The organism is Arthrobacter sp. 92, assembly GCF_050260325.1.
GTDB lineage: Bacteria > Actinomycetota > Actinomycetes > Actinomycetales > Micrococcaceae > Arthrobacter.
The window spans coordinates 3,538,891-3,563,836 of sequence record NZ_CP189863.1 but is presented as its reverse complement, the minus strand read 5'-3'; the positions used below and the strand labels follow the sequence as shown (position 1 = coordinate 3,563,836).

Below are 24,946 nucleotides of genomic sequence, written 5' to 3'. Positions count from 1 at the left end.
AGGCCGTAACGATGGCGTCGACGGCATGCAGTTCACACACGAACTGCATGCTGGTTGGGGCAGAAACTGAAGGTGCCGCTTATTCCAGCGGACAGGCAGCGTTGTTCAAGTTGACAACACGTTATCGACGCCCCGCAGAATTTAGTGAGAAGTGTGCGAGAGTCAGTGCTGTTGCTGGCAAAGCCGACAACCCTTGGCGCATCCAGCCGGGGAATGAGTCTGAGAACCTATTGGGGGACATCTTCATGAAGCTGAAATCGACGGTCGTCGCTGCAGCAGTCACGGCTGCGCTGGCGTTGGTCGGGCCCGCCGCGCAGGCCACAACCGTTCGACCCGCCGCGCCGCCCGAGAACGTGCACGTGGCCGCCGCTGTATACGGCATGGGAGGCGCCATTGCTCAGTACTGGAACACGAACAATGGGTCTTACTGGTATGGACAGCCGACTTCCTACGAGTATGGCGCCATCGACGGAAGTGGGTGGAGGGCTCAGGACTTCGAACAGGGCACCATCGTCTGGAGCCCGTCACAAGGAACTTACGGTGTCCGCGCAGCTATCTACCAGGGCTGGAAATACGACGGTGGTGCCTATCTCGCGGACGTAGGTCAGCCGAAGACTGAGGAGCATGATGTTCCCGGAGGCCGAGTCCAGGACTTCACCAGCGGCTGGTACCTCTGGTCGTCCTGGTCGGGCGCCCACCCCGTGCGTGGGGGCATCGCCAGTTCTTGGTGGAATGCCGGCGGGCCCTCCTCGGCCCTGGGGTATCCTCTGGAAGCCGAGGGCTACTCTTACCATAACGGCGCGAGCCAGAGATTCCAGCGAGGCAACTATTACTGGTCCTCTGGGACCGGCACCCATTCAGTGCGCGGGGGCATTTTGGGACGCTGGGACGCTATCGGAGGCGTTTACACCTACGGTTATCCGCGGACCGAGGAAACATGGGCCCCGGGCGGCACCTACCAGCTCTTTGAGGCTGGCACCGTCGCTTGGAACGGCGCGGTCGGTGACGCATTCGGGGTTGCTGGCGGAATAGGGGCCGCGTGGTGGAACAATGGCGGCCCCAGCGGCCGCTTGGGGCTCCCCCGAACCAACGAGTACTATGCGGGCTATGGTGTCTGGGCTCAGTCCTTTGACCACGGAACCATCTATTGGTCCTCTACCCGGGGGACATGGATCGGCTAGTCTGAGGCGGCTCCGAACCGGGCTCTATCGTCGTGCCCGGGAAGGCTGACCCAACAGCCTCCCGGGCACGCCGTATGGGAACCGTCCGTGCTCAACCGTCGCGGTTCGGGAGAGGTTCCGATTTCATATCGGCCCGGCTCCAGATGGAGTCTCCAAATGGTTGGACGCCCGCGGGGGAAGCCTCGGAACGTGTGGAGTTTCCGAGTTTCACCGACGACAGATGAGCTCGAATTGAGCGGTTGCTGTCCACTCCCGACGGCCCTCGCAGTACAAGAATGGTCGGACCGTCAGGCAGGTCTTCAGTTTCCCACGCCCCGGCAACTGTCGACTGCCTGGAACTCATGCCCGACGCCGTTATGGGTGACAAAGTTATCTTCGTCCAAACCAGGCGCGAGCTGCTGTGGGCCAGGCTGCCGTCGGTGCTTGGTACCTGCCCGCGCTATATTTATCCACAGGCCCGCCCATGTGACTTGGCCCACAGCGGTGCGGTGCCTAAGCTGTAAACCAGTTGCACTGCCTCAGCAAGGGGGGCGGCAGTTGTATTGGGGAACTCATGGACGCTGTGCAAATCGTGGAGGACGAAGTCCGCGAGCTGATCCGGCGCCGGGGCCTGGACCCGCTGCGCCAGGCCGGTGAGGTGCGACGATTGGTTGAGGCAGCAGTCAGCGACTATGACGAGCGGGCTCTGCTGGGACCACTCCCGCCGATCGGCCCCCTGGAAACGGCGCGGCGGTTTATTTACGACGCTGTCGCCGGCTTCGGCGCCCTGCAGCCACTGCTCGATGACCCCGGCATCGAGGAAATCTGGCTGAACGCGCCGAATGAAATTTACGTGGCGCGGAACGGCGAGTCGGAGCTGACGTCCCTCAGCCTGACTGAGCAGCAGGTCCGGGACCTCGTGGAACGGATGCTCAAAAGCTCCGGCCGGCGTCTTGATATGTCGTCACCGTTCGTGGATGCGGCACTTCCCGACGGCTCGCGTCTCCACGTGGTCATTCCCGACGTCACCCGCCAGCACTGGGCCATCAACATCCGGAAATTCGTGGTCAAGGCAAGCCGGCTGGAGCATCTGGTGGAGCTGGGCACCTTAACGCCGCAGGTGGCGCGCTTCCTGGGGGCCGCCGTTGCGAGCGGACTCAACATCCTGGTCTCTGGTGCCACACAGGCGGGGAAAACCACCATGCTCAATTGCCTCGCAGCCAGCATCGGCACCCGCGAGCGCGTGATCACTGTGGAGGAGATCTTCGAACTGCAGTTTCCACAGCGAGATGTCGTGGGTCTGCAGTGCAGGCAACCCAATCTTGAGGGCGAAGGCGAAATCCCGCTTCGGCGGCTCGTCAAGGAGGCCCTCAGGATGCGGCCCGACCGACTGGTGGTGGGCGAAGTTAGAGAGGCTGAAAGCCTCGACATGCTCATCGCCCTTAATTCCGGGTTGCCAGGGATGTGCACGGTCCATGCGAATTCCGCCCACGACGCGGTGACCAAGCTTTGCACGCTGCCTCTGCTTGCAGGCGCCAATATTTCCAGTGCGTTCGTGGTGCCAACGGTGGCGTCGTGCATCGACCTGGTGATTCATTGCAGCAGGCTGGCCAACGGACGCCGCCAAGTCACCGAAGTCCTATCGCTCGGCCGAAGAGTGGAGAACGGCATCATCGAATCATCCATGGTCTTCGCCCTATCCGAGGGCGAGCTGCAGCCAAAAGCGAATTCGATGCCCTCGCCCGAGAAATTTGCCCGCGCCGGATACGACGTCGCCGCACTACTCGAGGCCCGCTGATGGCACCCTTGCTGGGGATTCTCGCAGGAGCAGGGCTCTTCCTCATCTGGTGGTCCGCCTGGGACCAGCCAGCGCGGGCCCGGCGGAAGCCAAAATCCAGCCGACTTGTGGACCTGCTGCGCGCGGCTGGTATCGAAAAGGTGTCCGCGCCCGGACTGGTGGCCACCTGCCTGGGAACTGGCGCTTTCGTCAGCCTGATCTTCTTCGTGGTGACCAGGTCGTGGCCCATTTCCGGGTGCTTTGGATTGTTCGGCGCGTGGCTGCCCATGGCCATGGTGCGCTGGAGGGCACGTAAACGCACGGCGGTGTTGCGCCTGCTCTGGCCTGATGTCGTCGACCACCTGCGTTCCGCGATCCGGGCCGGGCTGTCGTTGCCGGAGGCTCTGATTCAGCTGGGGGAGAAGGGACCGGAGGAACTGCGCCACGTATTCCGCGATTTCGGCTCGGACTATCGTTCGGGTGGTCAGTTTGATCCGGCACTCAACAGGCTCAAGGAACGGCTGGCGGATCCCGTCTCTGACCGCATCATCGAGGCGCTCAGGCTGACGCGGGAGGTCGGGGGATCGGACCTCGGCAGATTGTTGGGCACACTCGGGGAATTTCTGCGGGAAAGTGCCAGAACCAGAAGCGAACTTGAGGCACGCCAGTCCTGGACCGTCAACGCGGCCCGTCTGGCTGTGGCGGCTCCATGGATTGTGATGGTGCTGCTGGCCACCCGACCCGAAGCCGTGGCGGCCTATAACTCACCCACGGGTGCAGCTGTTTTGTTGGGCGGCCTGGTTGTCTCCGCCATCTGTTACTCGATCATGCTTCGAATTGGGGCACTGCCGGAAGAAGGAAGGGTTCTCCGGTGACAACGCCAGCCGCTAGCTCCGTGATCTGGGGGATCCTGCTGGGCGCGGGTCTCTGGCTCCTTCTGGTGCGGCTCCCGTTCATGCGGCCCACGTCATTTGTTGAACGCATCGAGCCGCAGCTGAAATCGCAGAACCTTGAGTCCCGCCTCTTGCGTGCCAATAGCGACAATGTCACCCCGTTCGGCCCGCTGGAGCGGATACTCCGTCCGTTGGTGCGGGAGGCTCTCTCGTCCCTGAGCAGATTCAATCTCGGCTCTTCGGCCCTGAGCCGGCGGATGGCGCAGGCCGGAATCAGCAAACCGGTGGTCGATTTCCGGGCCGAGCAGATCCTCTGGGCGGTTGCAGCTTTTGTCGCGGCCGTGAGCATGGTGCTGGCAGCAGCCGCATCAGGCAGATTCAACCCGCTCCTCGCCGCAGTCGCAGTTCTGGGTAGCGCCCTAGGCGGGTTTCTCTTCAGGGATTACTGGCTCGGTACGCAGATCAGAAGACGTGAACAGCGCATGATGGCCGAATTCCCCAGCCTTGCCGAACTCATGGCCCTTGCGGTGAGTGCAGGGGAAAGCGCCACTGGTGCGCTTGACCGGGTTTGCCGCAGCGCGCACGGTGAACTGGCCAAGGAATTTTCCCTGGTCCTGGCCGAAACGCGCGCAGGGAAACCTCTCGTGGAATCACTCCAGAATTTCTCCTCACGGACAGATCTTGGGCCGCTGGTCCGATTCGTCGATGGAATCATCGTGGCGGTGGAGCGGGGAACACCACTTGCGGATGTCCTCCGGGCTCAAGCGCAGGACGTCCGGGACACCGCGAAGCGCGAGTTGATGGAGTCGGCGGGAAAGAAGGAGATCGGCATGATGGTGCCTCTCGTTTTCGGAGTACTTCCACTCACGGTCGTTTTCGCCGTCTTTCCCGGCCTTGCCGCGATCAGTCTGGGCCTCTAACCGTTACACCCTGCGCCGGATCCCCGGCACGGCCACGAACCGAAACAACGAAATGGGAGCACAATGAAGCACTTCGGAATCCGCAGCGTTGGCCTGTTGCGCTCGATCACTCTGCTGGGTTGGCTGGCTCCCTCGGCAGGCCAAATCTGGCTTGAGAGCGGCCTTGCGCGCCCTGGTGACCATCCGGAACGGGGCGACGTGCCCGGCTGGGTCATGATCACACTCATGTCAGCGGTGTTGGTCGCCGCGCTGCTTGCCATTGCCGGTCCTGCGCTCGAGGGTCTGTTCAACCAGGCCATGGACACGGTCGGAAAATAGCAGATGCGGGGAAACCGCGTTGGGTGGCCGCTGGATGCGGGCACCAGACGCGCTCAGTCCCGGACCGGCTATGCCTGCCACACCGCTGTCGTCGTCGGAGGGTTGCCATGCTCGGCCGCGTCCCGGACAACCCCCACGACGGCTGGCCCGGAGAGCAACAATCGGCTTGTACGCGAACGGGGATCGGCCGTTGTTGACTTCATCCTGGTCGGCGGCCTCCTCACGATGTTTTTTCTGGCGATCATCCAACTGGCGCTCGTTCTGCACGTCCGCAACACACTGATCGACGCCGCGGCTTCCGGCGCGAGATACGGCACGCTTGCCGACCGGAATGCGGCCGATGCGAGGGACCGGACCCGGGAACTGATTGTCACGGCATTAAACGCTGACTTTGCCCTCGACGTCTCCACCAGCGAGGTGCTATTCGAAGGTGCCCGGACCTTGGAAGTGACTGTTCGGGCACCCTGGCCGGTCATAGGACTGATTGGTCCGCGGGAGGCGCTGGAGGTGAAAGGCCATGCTGCTGTCCAGCCATAGAGGCTGCCCGCCGTTCTTGAGGCTGCCCGTACATTTCCACCGGGCCTTATGCCTGAATAGGACCCGGGTCAGGAGCGTGGCATCCCGGCCAATGGAGGCCCCGGACAAGGAAGCAGCCGTCCTCGATGCCCAGCGGGGAAGCGCTGTCGTCGAGTTCACGTTTCTCGGCCTCCTGCTGATGGTGCCGGTCGTGTATTTCATCATCACAGTGGGACAGATCCAAGGTGGCTCTTTTGCCGTGGTGGGTGCGGCCGATCAGGCCGCCAAGGTCTATGTGGCCCAGCCTGACGCGCAGAGCGGGCGGGAGGCAGCGGAACGGGCCGTGATGCTGGCGCTGGCAGACTATGGGTACCCGTCGGAGAATGCCCGCATGGAATCAAGCTGCGTTCCCGCGGATTGCCTCGCGGCCGGTTCGGCCGTGACCGTCACAGTGCGCCTGACCGTCCCGCTGCCCTTTGTGCCCTTCAGCGAGACGCTTCGCCTCAATGCCGGTCAACTCAGCGCCTCGGCCACCCAGATTGTCGGCAGGTTCAGATGATGAACACCGGTCAACCGTGCCGCGACCGGAGCCAAGCAGGGCAGATGATGGTGTTCATTATCGGCTACGTTCTCCTTGCCCTCCTTCTGACCACGGTGGTGATGGCTGCCTCGGCTGTGTACCTCGAACACAAGAAACTGCTCTCCGCGGCCGACGGGGCATCAGTGGCAGCGGCAGACAGTTACACGCTCGGGGAGGTGGACAACAGCAGCGGAACCCCATCAGCGGTGCTAGACGGAGGACGCGTGCGGAACGTCACTCTGGACTACCTGAACCGCAACGGCGCCTTCGCGAGATTTCACAGCCTCGAAGTGGCGCCGGCAACCGGCAGCCCGGATGGGGCGACGGCTGTTGTGACGCTCAGTGCTGCCGTGCACCCTCCGATAGTCAACTTCCTGATTCCGGAGGGAATAAGGATCAAGGCAACGTCGACGGCCCGCTCCCGACTCGTTCGCTGACACGCCGGGGCCGGGGGCAGCTGTAGAGGGAGGGCATGTCCCGGCCTCCTTCCCGCCGGTCCTGTTGCCGGGAGTGGATAGCGTAGGCTTAAACAACCATGGCTCAAATTGATTTTTCTGCAGAAATCCGCGCATTGCGCGCCACGTACGCCTCCATCGAGAATGTGTCGAATGTCGAGGCGCTGAAGGAAGACATCGCCGAACTGAGCGAGCGGGCAGGCGAGCCGGATCTCTGGGATGATCCGGCGGCGGCGCAGAAGATCACCTCCAGGCTGTCCCACCGCCAAACCGAGCTTGAGCGCCTTAACAACCTCGTGTCCCGCATCGATGACCTTGAGGTCCTCGTAGAACTCGGCCAGGACGAGGACGACGCCGCCTCGATGGGCGAGGCCGCCGCGGAACTGGAATCGATCCGCAAAGCACTCAAAGAGCTTGAAGTGGTGACCCTTCTCTCCGGCGAGTTCGACGAACGTGAGGCGGTTGTCACCATCCGCGCGGGCGCCGGCGGCGTGGATGCAGCTGACTTCGCCGAGATGCTGCTGCGCATGTACCTGCGGTGGGCCGAACGCCACGGCTACCCGACCACCATCATGGACACCTCCTACGCCGAGGAAGCGGGCCTGAAATCGGCCACCTTCGAAGTCAACGCCCCGTACGCCTACGGCACGCTGAGCGTGGAAGCTGGAACCCACCGCCTGGTGCGGATCAGCCCCTTCGACAACCAGGGCCGGCGCCAGACCTCCTTTGCCGCCGTCGAGGTGATTCCGTTGATTGAACAGACGGACTCCATCGACATCCCAGACAACGAAATCAGGGTGGACGTCTTCCGCTCATCCGGTCCCGGTGGCCAGTCAGTGAACACCACGGACTCCGCGGTGCGCCTGACCCACATCCCCACGGGCACGGTCGTCTCCATGCAAAACGAAAAGTCCCAGCTCCAGAACAGGGCGGCCGCCCTGCGCGTCCTGCAGTCCCGCCTGCTCCTCCTGAAGAAGGAACAGGAGGATGCCGAAAAGAAGGCCTTCGCCGGGGATGTCAAGGCCTCGTGGGGTGACCAGATGCGCTCCTACGTCCTCAACCCCTACCAGATGGTCAAGGACCTCCGGACGGAACATGAAGTGGGAAACACCTCCGCCGTGTTCGACGGCGAGATCGACGACTTCATCGACGCCGGCATCCGTTGGCGGACGGACAATCGCAACGCGGTGAAATAGGCGCCCCCGCCGCGGAAGGACGATTCCGAGGCAGCCCCTTCTCCGGTCCGGCGTCCGGCCCGGATGCCGTCGGGGGGCCGTCCCGCGGCGAAAACGGGCGACACGCCCCCGGGATCCGGCCTGTTCGCGTTTGCCGCTGCGTATAGTCGAGGAGCCGGAGCTCTACTTCCCCCCAAAAGAAAGCCCGCGCACCGGTTGCAGAATTGGGCTCTAACGCCATGTCCTGCAGGGTACTTAGGTTCATGATCCGTTTCGAAAATGTCACCAAGGTCTACGACCAGAAAGCCCGGCCCGCGCTGGACTCTGTCAGCCTTGAAATTGACCGTGGTGAATTCGCATTTCTTGTCGGCGCCTCCGGGTCCGGGAAATCGACGTTCCTCCGCCTGGTACTCAAGGAAGACCGCGCGTCCTCGGGCGCGGTCTACGTTGCGGGTCAGAACGTTGCCAACATCTCCAGTTGGCGGGTTCCACGGCTCCGCCGCGGAATCGGCGTCGTCTTCCAGGACTTCCGCCTGCTGCCCCAAAAGAACGTGTTCGCCAACGTTGCGTTCGCCATGCAGGTCATCGGCAAGAGCCGCAGCGTCATTCGGGACACGGTGCCGGAAGTGCTCAAAACCGTCGGCCTTGAAGGCAAGGAACACCGCATGCCGCACGAACTTTCGGGCGGTGAGCAGCAGCGCGTGGCCATCGCCCGCGCGGTAGTCAACCGGCCCGGTATCCTGCTGGCCGACGAGCCGACCGGAAACCTGGATCCCACGACCTCCATGGGCATCATGGGCGTTCTGGACAAGATCAACCAGAACGGCACCACTGTGGTCATGGCCACGCACGACGACGACATCGTGAACGAGATGCGCAAGCGCGTGGTTGAACTCCGGAACGGTGTGGTGATCCGCGACGAGGCACGGGCCCTTTACACCTCTGTGATTCCCGTGGTGGGCGCATCCCGCAGGCTGCGGGACGCGAGCGGCCGCGACAGCGATCCCGCTGCGGATCCCGATGGGCTTCCTGCCAGTTCGTCCGTGGGGGAGGGGCTGTGAGGCTTGCGTTTGTCCTATCAGAGATTGGCAGCGGCCTGCGGCGAAACCTCTCCATGGTGGTCTCGGTCATCCTTGTGACCTTCGTGTCGCTGACCTTCGTTGGCGCGGCCGGCATGCTTCAGCTTCAAATCAACCAGATGAAGGGCTACTGGTACGACAAAGTCCAGGTTGCCATCTTCCTCTGCAGCGACGGCTCCACAGCCGCCGGCTGTGCCACGGGCCCCGTCACCCAAGAGCAGCAGGACGGGGTGAAGAAGCTGCTCGAATCTCCGGCGGTTGCACAGTACATCAACGACTTCCAGTTCGAGTCGAAGGACGATGCCTACAAGCACTTCAAGGAACAGTTCTCCAACTCCCCGATTGTGGACTCCGTGACTCCGGACCAGCTTCCGGCCTCGTTCCGGATCAACATGAAGGATCCGGAAAAATACCAGATCATCAGCGAGACCTTCTCCTCGCAGCCTGGGGTCGAAACTGTGATCGACCAGCGCCAGCTGCTCGAACGGCTGTTCTCCGCCATGAACGCCGCCTCACTGGTGGCCGTGAGCATCGCCGGCGTGATGATTGTCTGCGCCATACTGCTGATCGCCACAACCATCCGGCTTTCGGCGTTTAGCCGGCGCCGTGAAACCGGAATCATGCGTCTCGTGGGCGCGTCCAAACTGGTCATCCAGCTCCCGTTTATTCTTGAAGGCGTGATTGCCGCCGTGATCGGCGCTGCCCTTGCCTCGGGCACACTCTGGGCGGTGGCGCATTTCTTCCTGGGAGAATACCTGTCCAAGCAGTACCCGGACACGGCATTCATTTCGCCGGGGCAGACGCTGATTCTCGCACCCGCACTGCTGGTGCTTGGCGCATCTTTGGCTGGAATTTCGTCCCTCTTGACCCTGCGCAGATACTTGCGGGTCTAGGCTGTGGACACGAACGAAGGATTTCTTATGACCGCAGCGCACCGCAAGGCCCGTCCGCACCGCTTGGGCGGACGGCACAGCCGCATTATCAGTGCGGTCGTGGCCCTGGTTCTGGCCGGCAGCCTCGGCGCCCCAGCCCCCGTGGCCTTTGCGGACAGCCTTGAGGACCAGCAGGCCGCGCTTAAGGACCAGGCGGCACGGGTCCAGGACTCCCTTGAGTTCGTGGACGCCAAGATTGCCCAGGCGGCCGCCGATCTGGTGGTCTACCAAGGGCAACTCCCAGGGGCCCAGCAGGCGTTGCTGGAAGCCCAAGGACGGGTGGCGAGTGCCGTGAAGGAATCGGAGGCCCTGGCCGCGCGAGTCGATCTTGCACAGCAGAACAAAGCCAAGATCACACAGCAACTCGAGACCGACAAGCAGAAGATCACCGACACCAAGAAGCTGATCGGCCAGATCGCCACCCAGGCGTACAAGTCCGGCGGAGTGCCCTCCAACCTCACGCTGATGTTTGGTGCCAAGAGTGGCGGCAGCCTGACGGATTCCATAGACCTTGCGGACCAGGCGATGCGAAGCCAGAACGCCACCATGGACAAGCTGACGCAGCAGAACGCCACGAACGTCAACTCACAGGCACGGCTCGAGGCGGTGGAGGCCGAGATCAAGGACCTCAAGGCGAAAGCCGACGCCGCTCTCGCCAAGGAGAAGGCTGCCAGGGACGAGGCGGAAGCCAAGAAGGCCCAGGTGGACAAGCTCATCGCGGACACTACCCGAATCAATGCCGAACTTCAGGCGGCCAAGCCCGGGATTCAAAACCAGCTTGCCCAGGTCAAGGCCCAGCAGGACGCCGTGGCGGCGGATATTGCCGAGCGGGACCGCAAACTCCGTGAGGCCTGGGAAGCGGAACAGCGCCGCATCGCCGAGGCTGCGGCTGCGGCCGCGCGGGCACAGGGGCAGGCCGTGCAGCCCTACGTTCCGGTCCAGGGACCACCGTCGGCATTCGGACTCCGGCATCCGTTCGATGCCAACATCCCCATCACCTCCGGATTCGGCTGGCGTGCGACGCCGCCGGGAACCATCGACTTCTTCGGCACCGGCGGCTACATGCACACCGGCATCGACTTTGGCGCCACGTGTGGCACGCCCGTCTACGCCGCGGCGGCGGGGACCGTCTTCTCAGCCGGCTGGGGCGACGACGGTGGCGGCAACCGGGTGAAGATTTCCCACGGCGTCGTCCAGGGCAACTCGTTGACCACGATCTACTACCACAACACCAGCGTTGTGGTCTCAGTCGGCCAACAGGTCAGCCAGGGCCAGCTCATTGCCTACTCAGGGACCACCGGAAACTCCACCGGATGCCACGCACACTTCGAGACCTGGCTGAACGGCAAGGCTGTCGACCCGATGCTTCTTCTGTAGGGCTCCTTTAAGCCGTCGGCGGAGACCATCAACTGCCCCCGGGTAGCGGCGAGCCACTGCCGTACACTTTTAATGGACCGGGCCCGAACGGGCCGGAGTTACGCCGAAATCAAGTCCCGAGGAGTTCAACCGTGCCGAAAGAAAGTGGCCGTAAGGTAGTGGCCACCAACCGGAAGGCCCGGCATGACTACCATGTCCTGGACACCTATGAGGCCGGAATTGCGCTGATGGGCACGGAGGTCAAGTCGCTCCGTGAAGGCCACGCATCGATGGTGGACGGTTTCTGCACCTTCTACAATGACGAACTCTGGATGGAAGGGATCCACATCCCGGAGTATAACCAGGGAAGCTGGACCAACCACTCCGCGCGACGCCGCCGCAAGTTGCTGCTGCACCGTGAGGAGCTCATCAAGATCTCGCACAAGGTCCGCGAATCCGGCTTCACCATTGTGCCTCTCCAGCTCTACTTCCTGGACGGCAGGGCCAAAGTGGAAATCGGCGTCGCACGGGGCAAGAAAGAGTACGACAAGCGACAGACACTGCGGGAACAGCAGGACAAGCGTGAGGCGCAGCGCATCATGCGGGAACGCAACCGCGGCTAACGCGGTTGCTGCCATCCAGCAGGAGCCCCGCAAAGGGGACTGGCCGCCCGGGAATGAATCCCGGCAACGGTGCGTTATGATTAGTAGCCCGGGAAGGATCAGCGCGGATGACGCGCTTGACCTGAACGGTTTGATAAAAAAATACGGGGATGATCGGTTTCGACGATGTTAGTCGCGACAGGTGAAGCGGGCCGAGGATGCAGAATTATCTCGTAAACGCTGTCTGCAAAACAATAAGTGCCAAACAAACGCGCACTGACTTCGCTCTCGCTGCCTAAGCAGTAAGACAGTCCGTCAGCCCGGGGATGCTATCGCTCCGGATACTGGCGTCATTTAGATAGCCACTGCTGTTTACCTTCGTCACCGAGGTAAACGGGACTCTTAGATGACTGGGCCCGGATCAGCCAGCTGTTTGCAGCATGGCTGGGGCCGAGAAAATCCGACGCAAACTGCGCCCGGAGAAGCCCTGACAACACGACATCGGACGGGGGTTCAATTCCCCCCATCTCCACCAATTGGAACAGCGGCGACGCGGTTCCACCCCGTGCAAAAGGCCGGAAGCGAAAGCTTCCGGCCTTTTTGTTTCCTCAGCACCGGTACAGCGATGTTCCCAGGGCCGTGGCCACTGCAGGGCTGTCAGCGCTTCTTGATGTGCGCAACAGGGTCCACATGAGCGTCCGTCTCGTGCTTGGACTTCTTGTCGGCCCTTTTCTCCTTGATGGTCTTCGCTGCCTTCTTGCTGAGGCTCCGGTGCGGCGATTTGTCAGGCATGTCGCCCTCCCTAACGTAGGGGCCCGAATAGCCCCGTGTACGTAAATTACCCCTCTTTTGCCCAGAAGAAAACAGGTCCCCCCGTGCCCGACGCGCCCGGGGGACAACGTCCTCAGGACGTTGGCGCCGCGACGTCGACGATCCCGACAAAGCGGCTGCCGACGCCCTCGTATTCGCTGCGGATCAGGCCGGGAAGGACCGGCGGGAGGTCGGCGGCAGCATGGTGGGCGCAGCACACGTATGTGAATTCGGGCCACCATTTCTTCGGCCGCGCCGCTTCGGAATAGCCGCAGACGGCGCAGGTCAACTGGACCCACACGGGCCGCTTCCCGGTTCTGTTCGCCTTGGACTGGATCAGCCACTGGGGAGGGTTGTCCTGCAGTTGTGCAAGCTCGGCGTCGGAAAGCCTGGAGGGGATGCCGTGCCGGCTGGCCATTTCCAAAGGAATATCGAGGATCTGGGCTGCTTCACGTCGGGTAACCATCGCTTAACGATACGGGATAGCAGCCAGGCTGGAACGCAGCAGCCGGGTGTTACGCTCGACACAACCCCGGCGTGCCACGGAGGGAGATGACTGAGAATGACCGCCTCCCTGGGTCCTCCCCGAACGCCGGTACAACGCCGGGTCCTTTACGTTGCCATTGTTGCCTCATTCATGGCTTTCCTGGACGGTTCGGTGGTCAACCTGGCGCTGCCGGCCCTTGGCCGTGAGTTGGGCGGGGGGTTGGTGGTCCAACAATGGGTGGTGGACGCGTACCTGTTGACGCTGGGCGCGCTGATCCTGGTGGCGGGTTCGCTCTCGGACCAGTTCGGCCGCGCGCGCGTCCTCCAGTGGGGGCTGGCGGGTTTCACCGCCACCTCCGTACTCTGCGGCCTCGCGTGGAGCGGAGAGGTGCTCATTGTGGCGCGGGGACTCCAAGGCATCGCGGGCGCCTTGCTCGTGCCGGGGTCACTGGCCCTGATCGTCACGGTGTTTTCGGGGCCGGCGCAGTCGCTGGCCATCGGGCAATGGTCGGCCTGGACCAGCGGCGCCATCGTGGTGGCGCCCCTGGTCGGGGGCCTCTCCGTGGACGTGCTGTCGTGGCGGGTCATCTTCTTCCTTAACGTTGTGCCCGCCCTGGCCGCATGGCCTGCGCTGAAGGCCCTCCGGGTACTGGATCACGAGCACACTCCCGGCAGCCGGGTGGACGTCGGGGGCGCTGTCCTGGCGATCATCGGGCTCGGCGGACCGGTGTACGCCGTCATCGGCCACGGCGGCCGCGGGTGGGGGAGCCCGCAGGTCTGGCTGCCCCTGGCCGCCGGGATGGCCGCACTGGCCGCCTTCCTCGTCCACGAGGCCCGGACGGTTGAACCGATGATGCCCTTGAGGCTCTTCAAAGTGCGCAACTTCGGCTGGGGAAACCTCGCCACGTCGGCGATCTACGGGGCGATGTCCCTTGGCTTCTTTGTCCTGGGCCTCTACCTGCAGCAGGTGGCGGGCCTGAGTGCCACAGCCGCCGGCTTCGCGTTGCTTCCCTCAACCCTTCTTCTGCTGGTGTTGTCCTCACGCTCCGGCGCTCTGGCGGGGAGATTCGGGCCGCGCTGGTTTATGACCCTCGGCCCCCTGCTCTGTGCCGCCGGCTTCCTGCTGCTGCTGGGGGTTGAGCTGCCTTTGGACTACCCGAGGCAGGTGTTGCCGGGCCTTCTGGTCTTCGGGCTTGGCCTCGGGATCACCGTGGCGCCGTTGACGGCAGCCATCCTCGCAGCGGTGGGAACCGAGGAAGCCGGCATCGGCTCGGCCGTCAATAACGCGGTTGCCCGCATCGCGGGGCTGGTGACCATTTCCTTTGCGGGACTCATTACGGGCCCGGTCATCACCACGGCCGGCCTTCAGCGGTCGACCGTCGCCACCGCCGCGCTGCTGATACTGGGAGGGGTGATGTCCGCCGTCGGCATCCGCAATCCGGCCGCACCGGCCGAGCCGCCTGAAGCGGGCGCGCCATCCGCCAGTCCGGGAACTTAGGCGTCGGGCAGCCGGCAGCCGGCGTGGACTTTGTCGCTGTGCACCCACAAAGCCGAGGTGACCTCGTCCGCGAGGTCGAAGGACCGCCTGCTTTCCCCGGAGCCTATCCGCACCACGAGCGCACCGCCGAAGGGCCTGCGTCCGAGCACTTCGATGGGGGCGTCGAGGTCGATTTCCTCGGTTGCGAGGTAGCGGAGGAGAGCCGGGTTTTCGTCGCTGATCCGGGTGATCCGGCCGGTGTGTCCGTCGTCGAGGTCGCTGAGCCGGTGTGCCTGGGGCACCAGCACCGTGCCGTCAGCGGCGGGGATCGGATCGCCGTGTGGATCACGCAGCGGCTCACCGAGCTTGGCCGCCATCCGCTCAATGAAGGTATCGGAGACCGCGTGCTCCAGCAGCTCGGCCTCATCATGGACCTCGTCCCAGCTGTAGCCAAGCTCCTGCACGAGATAGGTTTCGATCAGCCGGTGCCTGCGGACCATTGACAACGCGAGCCGGAAGCCGTCGGCCGTGAGGGTGATGGCGCTGTAGGGCTGGTGATCCACCAGACCCTGGTCCTTGAGTTTGCGGACCATCTCCGAAACCGAGGAATTGGCCACGCCCAGGCGTTGGGCCAGCTGCGACGAGGTAATTGGTTTGTCCTGCCACTCCGTAAAAGAGTAGATGACCTTGACGTAGTCCTCGATCGAGGAGGAGGGCGTACTGGTCTTCACGACACCAAGCCTACCGTTAGGCCCGCCTGGCTCATGCCTTGAACGCCCGCCATGTCTGTGTCAGGTACGGCAAACCGATTACGTCGCCGGGGTTGTGCGCCAGATGCTCGTGGAGATACCAGTCCAGGTTGGCCAGCACTTTGGCGCGGGTGGCCTCGCCGGCCGCCAGGTAGTAGCTGCGGGATTTGGTGAGGTCCATGATCTCTGCGGTGGTCACCGGCGCCTCCCACCGGGTCAGGTGGCTTTCCAGTCCCTGGAATTCAGGGCCGACGGCGGGCCGGAAGTCGGGTTTGTGAACGTCACCGGCGTGCATGATCCGGGAGAGGCGGTGCACCCACGGAACGGAGGTGTCCAGCTGGTTCCAAATCAGCCCAAGCACTCCGCCGGGACGGAGGATCCGCGCGATCTCCGTGCTGGCCAGTAGCGGATCGCACCAGTGCCAGGCCTGTGCCACCGTGACAACGTCGAACGCCGCGTCGTCCAGGCCCGAGGCCTCGGCGGTGCCTTCCAGCGCCAGCACGCCGGGCATGCTCCGCCGCAGCTGCGCGAGCATGTCCGGGGACGGATCCACCGCCGTCACCCGAAGACCGCGCTCCACGAGCAGGGCAGTGAACTTCCCGGTGCCGGCGCCGAGGTCCGCGGCGTCCCGCGCGCCCGCGGGAATCAGCCAGTCCGCGGACTCACCAGGGTAGCCCGGGCGGACACGATCGTAGTGCTCGCCGCCGTCCTGAAAGCTCTGCCCAAGCTCGTTCCGGCGTTTGTGGTGCAGTTTGGGTCCTCCCCGTGCCACGCGACATCTCCTTCGGGCAGGCTGGATCTTTACCCCCCGAATTTACCGCACGGGAGCGGCGGCGCGGCATCGTCCCGCGTGGGCGGGCCTAGTCGTCGGTGCACGGGGCCGCGCCGGCGGTGCCTGGCGTGTTGGGTGCCCAGTCAGGATAGCTGCGGGTGTCGTTGGCCGGGACCCAGCGCCCCGAGTCCACCACGTAGTCCCAGCCCAGTCCGGACCGGCGCAGCTCTTCGATCCCGGCGAGCAGACGCTGGGCGTCCTCCAGCCGGGAACCGACGCCGAAGCTTGCCCGCAGCGATCCGGACGGCAAGCCCAGCCGCTTGAGCAGGGGGTGGGCGCAGAAGCGGCCATCGCGCAGGCCCACGCCGTGTTCCGCGGACAGGTAGGCCGCGACAAGTCCGGCGTCGTAGCCGGCCAGGGAGAAGTTGACGACGCCGATGGTGTCGGTGCTCTGATCCGTGTCGCTGAAGATCTGGTGGACGCTCACGCCGTCGATCTTTTGCAGCCCTTCGACCAGGAACGACCTGATGGCCGACTCGTGGGCGTGCCAGAGCTCCTGGTCCAGGGCCGCGATCACCTGGGTGGCTCGGGCAAGGGTCGCGGCACCCAGGACGTTGGGGGAGCCGCCTTCGTGCCGTGCGGGGCCGGTGGCCCAGCTAACGGAGTCCAGCCTGGCCTCCCGGACAGCGCCGCCGCCGGCAAGGTGGGGAGTGCCGGCGTCGAGCCAGTCAGTCCTGCCCACCAGGACGCCGGCGCCGAAGGGCGCGTACAGCTTGTGCCCGGAGAAGGCGAGGTAGTCGACGTCGTCCGCGGCGATGTCGACCCGACGGTGCGGTGCCAGCTGGGCGGCATCCACCACAATCCTGGCGCCGTGCTCATGGGCCAGGGCCGCGAGTTGGCGGATCGGCAGGATCTCGCCCGTCACGTTTGAGGCGCCGGTGACGGCCAGCAGGCTGACGTCACCGTGCCGCAGCTCCGAGCGCAGGTTCTCGATGGTTTCGCTGAGGGTGGCGGCCGCGATGACGCTGCGGTGGGGTACTCCCTGCCATGGCAGCAGGTTGGCGTGATGTTCTATGTCCAGATACAGCACCTCGCCGGTGTGCCTGCCATCTTTCACCGGAAGGCAGCCCGCGAGGAGATTGAGGGAATCCGTGGTGTTTCGAGTGAAGATCACCGAATCATCCGGGCGGCCGCCCACAAACTCGCGGACGATGGCGCGGGCGTTTTCGTAGACCGACGTGCTGATCTGGGAGGCGTAACCGGCGCCGCGGTGGACGCTGGCGTAGTACGGCAGGATTTCGTTGAGGTAGGCGGAGACCACGGACAGTGCGGGAGCGGAGGCGCCATAGTCCAGGTTCGCGTAGCGCACGTGCCCGCCCTGGATCAGGGGCGCCTGGATTTCCGCTCCGGTCACTGCCGAGAGCGGGCGGCCAGCCACGGCGAAGCGATCGTTGAGGATGCCGGCAGGAGCGGTGAAACCGGGGTTCGCGGGGAAAGTGGCAGTAGTCATGGGACCTCACTCTGAAAGGACCCCTCGCACCGGGGATCCGCGCTTGCCGGGTCCGTTCCGGACCGGCCTGGTCGTCACCCGGGGCACCCCACCGCGAATGGAGGGTTGCCGGCCAGCAAACCGGGGTTTAACGCTGGCACTCGTGACCTGCTAAGAGCCTAGGACATCCGCGCGGTGCTTGGAAAAACCCTCCAGAATATTAAGCGGTTTGTTACGCGATTGGCCACAAGGGCATCCCGGCCGAACAAACAACGGCGGACGCCCCCTTTTCGGGGCGTCCGCCGTCGATTATTCGGTCGGTCAAGGGGAAACGGGGCCCCTGACGGGCCGTTACAGGAGGTCGTCGAGATTCGGATTCAGACGCTTGAGCACTTCAGAATGGAGGATCGAATTGGTGGCCAGGGCATTGCCGCCGAACGGGCCGTCCACGCCCTCCAGCGAGGTGAACCGGCCGCCGGCCTCGGTGACGATGGGCACCAGGGCGGCCATGTCATACAGGTTCAGTTCGGGTTCGCACGCGATGTCCACCGACCCCTCGGCCACCATGCAGTATGACCAGAAATCGCCGAAGGCGCGGGTGCGCCATACTTCCTCGGTGAGGCCGATGAATTCGTCGAAGTTGCCGCGCTGCTTCCATCCGCCCAGGCTTGAATAAGAGAGTGAGGCATCGGAAAGCTTCGAGACGTTCGAAACCTTCAGCCGGGTGGCAGCGGCCAGCGAGCGGCCCATGTAGGCGCCGGACCCCTTGGCCGCCCACCAGCGTTTGCCGAGTGCAGGTGCACTTACCAGTCCAACCACAGGCTCGCCCTCATCCACGAGCGCGATGAGGGTGGCCCAGACGGGAACGCCGCGGACAAAATTCTTGGTCCCGTCAATTGGATCGATGATCCAGCGGCGCGAACCGTGACCTGAGCTGCCGAACTCTTCACCGAGGACGGCATCGCGTGGACGGGAACGGGAGAGCTGCCCGCGGATGGACTCCTCAGCGGCCTTGTCGGCATCCGTAACCGGCGTGAGATCCGGCTTTGTCTCCACCTGGAGATCCAGTGCCTTGAAACGGCTCATGGTCTGGGAATCGACGGAGTCAGCCAGGACATGGGCCAGCCGGAGGTCATCGTTATAGCTCGAAGCGGGTTGGGTCATGGTTCCAAACTACCGTCTAAGCGTCCGGCTGAGCGGGAGGCCACGTTGCGGGCGGCTAGGAGACGGTGCCCAGTTCCTTTGTCTCCTGGGCTTCCATCCGTGGGTCCGTGCCCAGCAACCGCCGCAGGGAAGCGAGCCGGGCGGCTCCTGACGCTCCGGCGTGTCCTTCGGCCACCCAGGCATCCACTCCGCAGTTGACGGCTGAGGAGTCGTGCTTGCAGCCGCGTTCGCAGGCGTCCGTGCCGGGCTCAAGGTCCGGGAACGAGCGCAGGATCCGGTCCGGGTCCACGTGCGCGAGGCCGAAGGACCTGATGCCCGGGGTATCAATGATCCAGCTTCCGGGAGGCGCGTCGCTGATCCGCAGGGCCAGCGCCGACGACGATGTGTGGCGTCCCCGTCCTGTCACGGCGTTGACTCCGCCCGTGGCACGTTCCGCGCCGGTCAGGGCGTTGACCATGGTGGATTTGCCCACACCGGAGTGGCCCAGCATAACCGTGACCTTCCCGTCGAGATGGGCGCGGAGCTCTGCCACGGCGTCGCCATCCAGCCGGGCGGACAGCCCGTCGTCGGAGCGCGCGTCGATACCCGAAGCCGCTGAATCGGCCGTGCGGCTGATGATGACAGGGAAATCGAGGTGCCGGTAGTTCGAAAGGAGTTCGGTGGGATCCTTGACGTCAGCTTTGGTCACCAGAAGCAACGGCTCGATGCCGGCATCGTAGGCGGCCACGAGCGCACGGTCGATAAAGCCGGTCCGGGGCTCGGGATTGGCGGCGGCCACCACCACCACCAACTGGTCCGCGTTGGCAACCACGGCGCGTTCAATGGGATCGGTGTCGTCGGCGCTGCGCCTGAGGAGGGTCTTGCGGTCCTGGATCTTCACCAGCCGGGCGAGGGTGTCCGGGGCGCCGCTCACATCTCCCACGAGCGAAACGAAGTCGCCCGCAACCACCGGGGAACGGCGGAGCTCGCGTGCCCTCGCGGCAATGACAATGCGCTCGTTGTCCGTGTCTTCCCCGACCACGGCCGTATAGCGTCCCCGGTCCACGGTGATGATCCGGCCGGTCACTGCGTCCTCGTAGGCGGGCCTGTCCTTGGTGCGCGGACGTGAGCCCTTCTTATTGGGACGGATCCGAATGTCGGACTCATCCCACGTACCCGTACTACGCCCCACTGGCCGCGCCCCTTGCATCAGGTCCCTGGGCCAGCATTGCTTCCCACAACTGGGGGAAGCCGGGCATGGTTTTGGCGGTGGTACCGATATCCTCGACCTCGACGCCCTGGACTGCGAGGCCAAGGATGGCCCCGGCCGTGGCCATTCTGTGGTCGGCATAGCTGTGAACCACGCCGCCGTGGAGTGTGGCGGGCCGGATGACCAGGCCGTCGGCGGTCTCCTCGGCATCCCCGCCCAAGCGGTTGATTTCAGCCACCAGGGCGGCAAGGCGGTCGGTTTCATGGCCCCTGAGGTGGGCGATGCCGGTGAGTCGGGACGGTCCGGTGGCCAGGGCACACAGGGCGGCCACGGTGGGAGCAAGTTCGCTGGTGTCCGCGAAGTCGGAGCCCTTGATCTCAGGACCGCCCGTGACGGTGAGCGTCCCGCCCTCGAGCCTTACCGTGGCTCCCATGTCCCGGAGGATGGTCCGCCAGAGGTCTCCCACCTGGGTGGTCGGTGTGGGCCAATTGGGAATGCGGACGGTGCCGCCGGTGGCGAGGGCCGCAGCAAGGAACGGGCCGGCGTTGGAGAGATCCTGTTCAATCCGTTGATCGAACGCGTGAATGGGGCCCGGAGCGACGATCCAATGATTTGGTGTGGAGTCATCGACCGACACGCCAACCCCGCGCAGGACCGCTACCGTCATATTGATGTGGTCAAGGCTGGGGACAGGCTTGCCCACATGTTCAAGGTGGAGTCCTTCGGTGAACCGGGCGCCCACAAGGAGCAATGCGGACACGAACTGCGACGAAGCGCTGGCATCGATCACCAGGCGGCCGCCGCGGACCTCACCGGTGCCGTCCACCAGAAACGGGAGGGACGACGGCGGTGCGCCGTCATTCGCCCGCACGGACACACCGAGGGCCGTCAGCGCCTCAATGATGGTCCCCATGGGACGTTCACGCGCGTGCGGATCGCCGTCGAACAGCGTCACTCCACGACGCAGGGCGGCCAGCGGCGGCACGAACCGCATCACGGTGCCGGCAAGTCCACAATCCACAGCCGCCTCGGTGGCGGGGGCATCACCGCCGACGGGAGTGATCTCAAGGTCCGACCCGAACGAGCCGTCCCCGGGGACTTCACGGACAGTTGCCCCCAGCTGGCGAAGGGCCTGGACCATCAGGTCGGAGTCGCGCGAGTGAAGGGGAGCGCGCAGTCTGGACGGTCCGTCCGCCAGGGCCGCCAGCACCAGGTACCTGTTGGTCAATGACTTGGAGCCGGGGATCGTGACTGTGGCATCCACGGGATGCTCCGCATAAGGGGCGGACCAGTGAGCCCCCTCCACGGACTGCGCGGACGGGACCGGAGTGGACGGTGCGGTACCTGCCATCCCTGCTTAAGCTCCCACTGCGTGGTCAACGGCCTTGCGGACGGCTTTGTCGGCCTTCTTCAGCTGCTTGCCCGTGGTTTTGCGTGCGTCGGCAGCCAAGTGGCTGGCACCCTTCCGTGCATCCGCCGCAATGTGCTCCGCCCGCCACGCCAGGCTGGGCCTTCCAGCGGTGTCGACAGAGGCCAGGAGGACGCCGCCGGTCAGGGTGACGTTCTTCAGGAGCTGGGTCCGGCGCGCTTCCCGGCCTTCCTTCGAAGTGATGTCAGCGCTGCGCCATTCGACGAACGCGTTCAAGGCGGAAATGACGGCCAGGGCGGAGGCGGCCAGCCGGGCGGACTTGCCAAGGGCGAAGAGAACTCCGGCACCGACCTGGGTGCCCCCAATAACGCGCGCCAAGACTTTTTCGTTGGCGGGGAAGGGCAGTGAATCCGCGGCCCGGCGAAGCAGGGGGGACAGCTGCGCGGCGGTGTCATCGGCGTTCTTTAGCTTGTCCAAGCCGGCGAGGATGAAACTGGAGGCCAGCATCGGCCGGGCAAGAAAACGGACAAAGGACATGAATTTCCTCCTGGATGGACGAGCCGCGGAACTTCTGCGGGTAAACCGGTTCTAGTCTTGCACTTTTGCGGAATATTTGCCCGCCGCCGGCTGTTGTGTAAAGCGGGTTTGGGGACGTGCTGGTTGTCGGAGGAACGTCCTGTGAGGGCCGAGGAACAGCCACCGGAACAGCACCGGAACGCGGCCCGGACATGGAGCGGAAAGAGCGGAGATCGAGTTTGACCTTAGTTAGAGACGGAGTGGATCTTTTGGATCCCTTGCCATACCCCGGGCTGGGGAGCGAATCCGGAGCGGGCGATACGGGACGCGGCCCCCGGGTGACAGTAGACTTGGACGCAATGAGCACCGTTGATCCCGCTGTTGCGGCCGAGTCTGAGGTTGCCGGGAACGGCGCCAAAACCACAAACGTGCCCTCGGCCTCCGCCGCGGGGGCATTGGAGTCGGCCGGGTCCGAACTGGACACCGCGGCCGAAACCACCGACGAGCGCAGGCAGCGCTTTGAACGGGATGCGATGCAGTACGTTGACCAGCTGTACTCCGCGGCCATGCGCATGGCGCGGAATCCGGCGGACGCCGAGGACCTGGTCCAGGAGGCGTACACGAAGGCGTTCTCCGCGTTCCATCAGTACAAGCCTGGAACGAACCTCAAGGCCTGGCTCTACCGGATCCTGACCAATACGTACATCAACCTGTATCGGAAGCGACAGCGCGAGCCGCTGCAGTCAAACTCGGACACGATCGAAGACTGGCAGCTGGCACGGGCGGAATCCCACACCTCCTCCGGCCTCCGCTCGGCCGAAGCGGAGGCGCTGGACCACCTCCCAGATTCCGATGTAAAGCGGGCGCTCCAAGCCATCCCGGAGGAATTCCGCCTGGCGGTCTACTTCGCCGATGTGGAGGGCTTTGCGTACAAGGAAATCTCGGACATCATGAACACCCCGATCGGAACCGTTATGTCCCGGCTCCACCGCGGTCGCAAGATGTTGCGGGACATGCTGGCGGATTACGCCGCTGAACGGGGATTCACCGCCGGAGCTGACCCCAGCCCCGCGGCCGATAGCAATAAACAGGAGAACAGGAAATGAGCGACTGCCAGGGATTGGGCGATTGCGACGACGCCCGAATCGAACGGATCTACGAGTACCTCGACGGGGCGCTGACACACGATGACATCGCCGAGATCAAGGACCACTTGGACGATTGCCCCAAGTGCCTTGAGCAGTACGACCTCGAATGCGTGATCCGTAAGGTGGTCAAGCGCTCCTGCAGTGAGGCGGCACCGGAGAACCTGAAGAACGCCATCCTGGACCGGATTCACAACATCAACCCCGCGGACGCCCCCACACGTTCCTGATCCTGGACCCACGGCAAAGGACCCCGGAAACAGTTGTTTCCGGGGTCCTTTTCTTAAAGCTGTGATTCCAAGCCGTAGCTTAGGCGTTGGGGCGCTTACCGTGGTTCGCGCCGCCACGCTTACGGTCACGACGTTTACGTGCACGCTTGCTCATAGCTGGCCTCCTTAAATGTTGGTACTCAAAAGAGCTGCCCTCAAGTCTCCCACATCGGAAGGCGCCCCGCGAACCGGCCCGGGGTTTGCGAACGAAGCTGCGAACACGCCCTACGGGCAAGAAACTACGGGCAGGAGACCACGGGCAAAACCTGGGGAGCCGCGGCGGGCGGGGACCGGTCAGGTTCTCAGCGAGTTCCTGATGGAGATCCGCGCCTGATCCAGAACCGTTCGGATGGTTTCCAGCGTTACGGGTGTGACGGGCGCCGTGCTCGCATGCAGCCGGAGTTCCACGCGCAAATCGTCGCGGAAGGCCTGCAGCAGCATCTCCGCCTCCTTGAGCGTCCGCTCGCTTCCGGGGGAGTGGCGCGAGCCCAGCCCCAGGAAGTCAGCTGAACGGGCGGAGGCCCGCGCCGCTTCGGCGGTGGCTGCGAGATCGGCCCGAAGCCCTCGCATGTTCGAACGGATGTCCTCCCGCAGGTTATCGGCCAGCCGGCGCACCGATGCGGAAATATCGTTTTCCACCCCGGCCAGTTCGTCCCTGCGTCTGTTGAGTTCAACCAGGCCGGCCGCGGTGATGCGATAGTTGGTCCTGCGCCCCTCGGATTCGGTGGCAACAAGGCCTTCCTCTTCAAGCTTTCCGAGCCGGGGATAGATGGTTCCAGCGCTGGGCGAGTAGGTGCCCCCGAACCTTTCGCTGAGTGCCTTGATCAGCTCGTAGCCGTGCTTGGGGCCCGGTTCCAGGAGTGCCAGAAGGTAGAGCCGCAGAGCTCCGTGCGCAAAGACCGGAGGCATCACAACCCCGTTCCGGCGTCCGCCGGTGACGCACCATGGATGATTGACGTCCTGCCCGAGACCGAGTTGGTCCGGAGCACCATCAGTTGGGCGTCCGGCCCGGCGATGGTCTGGACCTTCCCTCCCGGCTGGTTGTATTTCTGGTCATCGACGACCACAGCGCCACCGGCGCTCTTGGCGACGATGTCCACGCCGACGTCGTGCGGGACCCTGACGGTGAGATCGCCTGATACTGAATTCGCGCCGAAGTCATGGGTGAAACCGTGCAGGTCGAAGCTCATGTCTCCGCTGACGGTGTTGGCCCTGATGTTGCTGAAGAGGCCCGACGCCGTGACTTCTCCCGAGACGCTTTTGGCAGTGAGGACGCCGTGGTGGTTCCGCACGATCACTTCGCCGCTGACGGTGTTGACGTGGAGGTCCCCGGAGGTGTCGTCGGCCATCACCGATCCCGACACCGTGCTGAGCTTCGTGTGGCCGCTGATACCGGACACCAGTCCGTCACCGCTGACGGTTCCTGCTTCAACCTCGACTCCGGCCGGAAGAGCGATGCTGAGTACCACCGAGTTCTGGCTGCTGTTGTTGACTGTTCCCATCAGGTTCTTGAACCACCCCTGCGCGCCGTGCAGTTGGTGCCGCACCTCCAGCCGGCCGTTGGCGAAAGTGAGCGCCAGAGGATCGCCGTGAAGGTCCGAGATCTCAATCCGGGTGACATCCTCGCCGTGCGCCACGATGTTGAACCGCCCCTTGACGATCCCCAGTTTGAGGGACGTCACGCCGTCGACGTCGATGGTCCGAGGGCCGGTGACGGTCCAGTTGTTCTCTTCCACTGTTCCTCCAAA

At 64.2% G+C, this 24,946-nt stretch carries 28 protein-coding genes, 1 other RNA gene and 1 riboswitch; of the genes, 17 read left to right on the top strand and 12 right to left on the bottom strand.

Features of this window, described 5'->3' with window-relative positions; translation table 11 throughout:
* Positions 1–245 precede the first annotated feature (245 nt).
* The 14 genes from ACP4XC_RS16580 to ssrA all read left to right on the top strand — a co-directional run bounded on the left by ACP4XC_RS16580 (position 246) and on the right by ssrA (position 12,298).
* Complete coding sequence (locus ACP4XC_RS16580) at positions 246–1,181, top strand: hypothetical protein (protein WP_427171548.1); 936 nt, start codon at positions 246–248, stop codon at positions 1,179–1,181.
* A 553-nt stretch (positions 1,182–1,734) separates the two neighbouring features.
* Complete coding sequence (locus ACP4XC_RS16575; RefSeq protein ID WP_427171546.1) at positions 1,735–2,958, top strand: CpaF family protein; 1,224 nt, start codon at positions 1,735–1,737, stop codon at positions 2,956–2,958.
* Positions 2,958–3,812, top strand: a complete 855-nt coding sequence (locus ACP4XC_RS16570; RefSeq protein ID WP_427171544.1) for a type II secretion system F family protein — start codon at positions 2,958–2,960, stop codon at positions 3,810–3,812. The genes ACP4XC_RS16575 and ACP4XC_RS16570 overlap by 1 nt, the downstream gene beginning before the upstream one ends.
* On the top strand, positions 3,809–4,750 hold the full coding sequence (locus ACP4XC_RS16565) for a type II secretion system F family protein (protein ID WP_427171542.1): 942 nt from the start codon (positions 3,809–3,811) through the stop codon (positions 4,748–4,750). The genes ACP4XC_RS16570 and ACP4XC_RS16565 overlap by 4 nt, the downstream gene beginning before the upstream one ends.
* 63 nt (positions 4,751–4,813) lie before the next feature.
* Positions 4,814–5,068 carry a hypothetical protein gene (locus ACP4XC_RS16560; protein ID WP_427171540.1) on the top strand — a complete coding sequence of 85 codons (255 nt, stop codon included), beginning with the start codon at positions 4,814–4,816 and terminating at the stop codon, positions 5,066–5,068.
* 102 nt (positions 5,069–5,170) lie between these two features.
* Positions 5,171–5,605, top strand: coding sequence for a TadE/TadG family type IV pilus assembly protein (locus ACP4XC_RS16555; RefSeq protein ID WP_427175139.1), 435 nt, complete (start codon positions 5,171–5,173; stop codon positions 5,603–5,605).
* Between the two features lie 91 nt (positions 5,606–5,696).
* Positions 5,697–6,143, top strand: coding sequence for a hypothetical protein (locus tag ACP4XC_RS16550; protein ID WP_427175138.1), 447 nt, complete (start codon positions 5,697–5,699; stop codon positions 6,141–6,143).
* Positions 6,144–6,187: 44 nt separating this feature from the next.
* Complete coding sequence (locus ACP4XC_RS16545; protein WP_427171538.1) at positions 6,188–6,601, top strand: pilus assembly protein TadG-related protein; 414 nt, start codon at positions 6,188–6,190, stop codon at positions 6,599–6,601.
* A gap of 98 nt (positions 6,602–6,699) precedes the next feature.
* A complete protein-coding gene (gene prfB, locus ACP4XC_RS16540; protein ID WP_427171536.1) occupies positions 6,700–7,815 on the top strand; it encodes a peptide chain release factor 2 in 1,116 nt (371 codons plus the stop codon).
* Positions 7,816–8,057: 242 nt separating this feature from the next.
* Positions 8,058–8,855, top strand: coding sequence for a cell division ATP-binding protein FtsE (gene ftsE, locus ACP4XC_RS16535; protein ID WP_427171534.1), 798 nt, complete (start codon positions 8,058–8,060; stop codon positions 8,853–8,855).
* Entirely contained in the window at positions 8,852–9,766 is a 915-nt protein-coding gene (gene ftsX / locus ACP4XC_RS16530; RefSeq protein ID WP_427171532.1) for a permease-like cell division protein FtsX, read from the top strand. The genes ftsE and ftsX overlap by 4 nt, the downstream gene beginning before the upstream one ends.
* Positions 9,767–9,793: 27 nt before the next feature.
* Positions 9,794–11,182: a peptidoglycan DD-metalloendopeptidase family protein gene (locus ACP4XC_RS16525; protein WP_427171530.1), complete on the top strand. Its 1,389-nt coding sequence runs from the start codon at positions 9,794–9,796 to the stop codon at positions 11,180–11,182.
* A gap of 131 nt (positions 11,183–11,313) precedes the next feature.
* Positions 11,314–11,784 carry an SsrA-binding protein SmpB gene (smpB, locus tag ACP4XC_RS16520; protein WP_427171528.1) on the top strand — a complete coding sequence of 157 codons (471 nt, stop codon included), beginning with the start codon at positions 11,314–11,316 and terminating at the stop codon, positions 11,782–11,784.
* Positions 11,785–11,929: 145 nt separating this feature from the next.
* Positions 11,930–12,298: a transfer-messenger RNA gene (gene ssrA / locus ACP4XC_RS16515) on the top strand.
* 122 nt (positions 12,299–12,420) lie between these two features.
* On the opposite strand, the gene ACP4XC_RS16510 is transcribed toward ssrA, so the two are convergent.
* Positions 12,421–12,555, bottom strand: coding sequence for a hypothetical protein (locus ACP4XC_RS16510; RefSeq protein ID WP_427171526.1), 135 nt, complete (start codon positions 12,553–12,555; stop codon positions 12,421–12,423).
* A 112-nt stretch (positions 12,556–12,667) separates the two neighbouring features.
* Entirely contained in the window at positions 12,668–13,039 is a 372-nt protein-coding gene (locus tag ACP4XC_RS16505) for a hypothetical protein (RefSeq protein WP_427171524.1), read from the bottom strand.
* A gap of 96 nt (positions 13,040–13,135) precedes the next feature.
* On the opposite strand from ACP4XC_RS16505, the gene ACP4XC_RS16500 reads away from it, so the two are divergent.
* The gene (locus ACP4XC_RS16500) at positions 13,136–14,557 is read left to right on the top strand and encodes an MFS transporter (protein ID WP_427171522.1); all 1,422 of its coding nucleotides are present in this window, start codon (positions 13,136–13,138) and stop codon (positions 14,555–14,557) included.
* Here the strand turns inward: ACP4XC_RS16500 and ACP4XC_RS16495 are convergent.
* The 7 genes from ACP4XC_RS16495 to ACP4XC_RS16465 form a co-directional block, all read right to left on the bottom strand.
* Positions 14,554–15,267, bottom strand: coding sequence for a metal-dependent transcriptional regulator (locus ACP4XC_RS16495; RefSeq protein WP_427171520.1), 714 nt, complete (start codon positions 15,265–15,267; stop codon positions 14,554–14,556). The two genes, ACP4XC_RS16500 and ACP4XC_RS16495, sit on opposite strands and share 4 nt — an antisense overlap.
* A 31-nt stretch (positions 15,268–15,298) precedes the next feature.
* Positions 15,299–16,057 (bottom strand): class I SAM-dependent methyltransferase, encoded by a 759-nt coding sequence (locus ACP4XC_RS16490; RefSeq protein WP_427171518.1) that lies wholly within the window; start codon positions 16,055–16,057, stop codon positions 15,299–15,301.
* A gap of 88 nt (positions 16,058–16,145) precedes the next feature.
* Positions 16,146–17,567 (bottom strand): aminotransferase class V-fold PLP-dependent enzyme, encoded by a 1,422-nt coding sequence (locus ACP4XC_RS16485; RefSeq protein ID WP_427171516.1) that lies wholly within the window; start codon positions 17,565–17,567, stop codon positions 16,146–16,148.
* A gap of 34 nt (positions 17,568–17,601) precedes the next feature.
* Positions 17,602–17,715, bottom strand: a riboswitch (SAM riboswitch).
* Positions 17,716–17,897: 182 nt separating this feature from the next.
* Complete coding sequence (gene hisN / locus ACP4XC_RS16480; RefSeq protein ID WP_427171514.1) at positions 17,898–18,710, bottom strand: histidinol-phosphatase; 813 nt, start codon at positions 18,708–18,710, stop codon at positions 17,898–17,900.
* A gap of 55 nt (positions 18,711–18,765) precedes the next feature.
* A complete protein-coding gene (gene rsgA / locus ACP4XC_RS16475) occupies positions 18,766–19,881 on the bottom strand; it encodes a ribosome small subunit-dependent GTPase A (RefSeq protein WP_427171512.1) in 1,116 nt (371 codons plus the stop codon).
* The gene (aroA, locus tag ACP4XC_RS16470; protein ID WP_427171510.1) at positions 19,871–21,250 is read right to left on the bottom strand and encodes a 3-phosphoshikimate 1-carboxyvinyltransferase; all 1,380 of its coding nucleotides are present in this window, start codon (positions 21,248–21,250) and stop codon (positions 19,871–19,873) included. The genes rsgA and aroA overlap by 11 nt, the downstream gene beginning before the upstream one ends.
* Positions 21,251–21,256: 6 nt before the next feature.
* The gene (locus ACP4XC_RS16465) at positions 21,257–21,805 is read right to left on the bottom strand and encodes a DoxX family protein (RefSeq protein WP_427171508.1); all 549 of its coding nucleotides are present in this window, start codon (positions 21,803–21,805) and stop codon (positions 21,257–21,259) included.
* A gap of 338 nt (positions 21,806–22,143) precedes the next feature.
* On the opposite strand from ACP4XC_RS16465, the gene ACP4XC_RS16460 reads away from it, so the two are divergent.
* Positions 22,144–22,890, top strand: a complete 747-nt coding sequence (locus tag ACP4XC_RS16460; protein WP_427171506.1) for a sigma-70 family RNA polymerase sigma factor — start codon at positions 22,144–22,146, stop codon at positions 22,888–22,890.
* Positions 22,887–23,159 carry a mycothiol system anti-sigma-R factor gene (gene rsrA, locus ACP4XC_RS16455; protein WP_427171504.1) on the top strand — a complete coding sequence of 91 codons (273 nt, stop codon included), beginning with the start codon at positions 22,887–22,889 and terminating at the stop codon, positions 23,157–23,159. The genes ACP4XC_RS16460 and rsrA overlap by 4 nt, the downstream gene beginning before the upstream one ends.
* 79 nt (positions 23,160–23,238) lie before the next feature.
* On the opposite strand, the gene ACP4XC_RS16450 is transcribed toward rsrA, so the two are convergent.
* The 3 genes from ACP4XC_RS16450 to ACP4XC_RS16440 form a co-directional block, all read right to left on the bottom strand.
* Positions 23,239–23,313 carry a 50S ribosomal protein bL37 gene (locus ACP4XC_RS16450; RefSeq protein WP_104061284.1) on the bottom strand — a complete coding sequence of 25 codons (75 nt, stop codon included), beginning with the start codon at positions 23,311–23,313 and terminating at the stop codon, positions 23,239–23,241.
* A gap of 179 nt (positions 23,314–23,492) precedes the next feature.
* Positions 23,493–24,107 carry a PadR family transcriptional regulator gene (locus tag ACP4XC_RS16445; protein ID WP_427171502.1) on the bottom strand — a complete coding sequence of 205 codons (615 nt, stop codon included), beginning with the start codon at positions 24,105–24,107 and terminating at the stop codon, positions 23,493–23,495.
* Positions 24,107–24,934 (bottom strand): DUF4097 family beta strand repeat-containing protein, encoded by an 828-nt coding sequence (locus ACP4XC_RS16440; protein ID WP_427171500.1) that lies wholly within the window; start codon positions 24,932–24,934, stop codon positions 24,107–24,109. The genes ACP4XC_RS16445 and ACP4XC_RS16440 overlap by 1 nt, the downstream gene beginning before the upstream one ends.
* Between the last annotated feature and the right edge of the window lie 12 nt (positions 24,935–24,946).

Bases quoted from the DNA above. Each gene is read 5' to 3' on its own strand.
- ACP4XC_RS16580 (WP_427171548.1), top strand. From the start codon at position 246: ATGAAGCTGAAATCGACGGTCGTCGCTGCAGCAGTCACGGCTGCGCTG.
- ACP4XC_RS16575 (WP_427171546.1), top strand. From the start codon at position 1,735: ATGGACGCTGTGCAAATCGTGGAGGACGAAGTCCGCGAGCTGATCCGG.
- ACP4XC_RS16570 (WP_427171544.1), top strand. From the start codon at position 2,958: ATGGCACCCTTGCTGGGGATTCTCGCAGGAGCAGGGCTCTTCCTCATC.
- ACP4XC_RS16560 (WP_427171540.1), top strand. From the start codon at position 4,814: ATGAAGCACTTCGGAATCCGCAGCGTTGGCCTGTTGCGCTCGATCACT.
- ACP4XC_RS16550 (WP_427175138.1), top strand. From the start codon at position 5,697: ATGGAGGCCCCGGACAAGGAAGCAGCCGTCCTCGATGCCCAGCGGGGA.
- ACP4XC_RS16545 (WP_427171538.1), top strand. From the start codon at position 6,188: ATGATGGTGTTCATTATCGGCTACGTTCTCCTTGCCCTCCTTCTGACC.
- prfB (WP_427171536.1), top strand. From the start codon at position 6,700: ATGGCTCAAATTGATTTTTCTGCAGAAATCCGCGCATTGCGCGCCACG.
- ftsE (WP_427171534.1), top strand. From the start codon at position 8,058: ATGATCCGTTTCGAAAATGTCACCAAGGTCTACGACCAGAAAGCCCGG.
- ACP4XC_RS16525 (WP_427171530.1), top strand. From the start codon at position 9,794: ATGACCGCAGCGCACCGCAAGGCCCGTCCGCACCGCTTGGGCGGACGG.
- ACP4XC_RS16510 (WP_427171526.1), bottom strand. From the start codon at position 12,555: ATGCCTGACAAATCGCCGCACCGGAGCCTCAGCAAGAAGGCAGCGAAG.
- ACP4XC_RS16505 (WP_427171524.1), bottom strand. From the start codon at position 13,039: ATGGTTACCCGACGTGAAGCAGCCCAGATCCTCGATATTCCTTTGGAA.
- ACP4XC_RS16500 (WP_427171522.1), top strand. From the start codon at position 13,136: ATGACCGCCTCCCTGGGTCCTCCCCGAACGCCGGTACAACGCCGGGTC.
- ACP4XC_RS16485 (WP_427171516.1), bottom strand. From the start codon at position 17,567: ATGACTACTGCCACTTTCCCCGCGAACCCCGGTTTCACCGCTCCTGCC.
- hisN (WP_427171514.1), bottom strand. From the start codon at position 18,710: ATGACCCAACCCGCTTCGAGCTATAACGATGACCTCCGGCTGGCCCAT.
- aroA (WP_427171510.1), bottom strand. From the start codon at position 21,250: ATGGCAGGTACCGCACCGTCCACTCCGGTCCCGTCCGCGCAGTCCGTG.
- ACP4XC_RS16465 (WP_427171508.1), bottom strand. From the start codon at position 21,805: ATGTCCTTTGTCCGTTTTCTTGCCCGGCCGATGCTGGCCTCCAGTTTC.
- ACP4XC_RS16460 (WP_427171506.1), top strand. From the start codon at position 22,144: ATGAGCACCGTTGATCCCGCTGTTGCGGCCGAGTCTGAGGTTGCCGGG.
- rsrA (WP_427171504.1), top strand. From the start codon at position 22,887: ATGAGCGACTGCCAGGGATTGGGCGATTGCGACGACGCCCGAATCGAA.
- ACP4XC_RS16445 (WP_427171502.1), bottom strand. From the start codon at position 24,107: ATGCCTCCGGTCTTTGCGCACGGAGCTCTGCGGCTCTACCTTCTGGCA.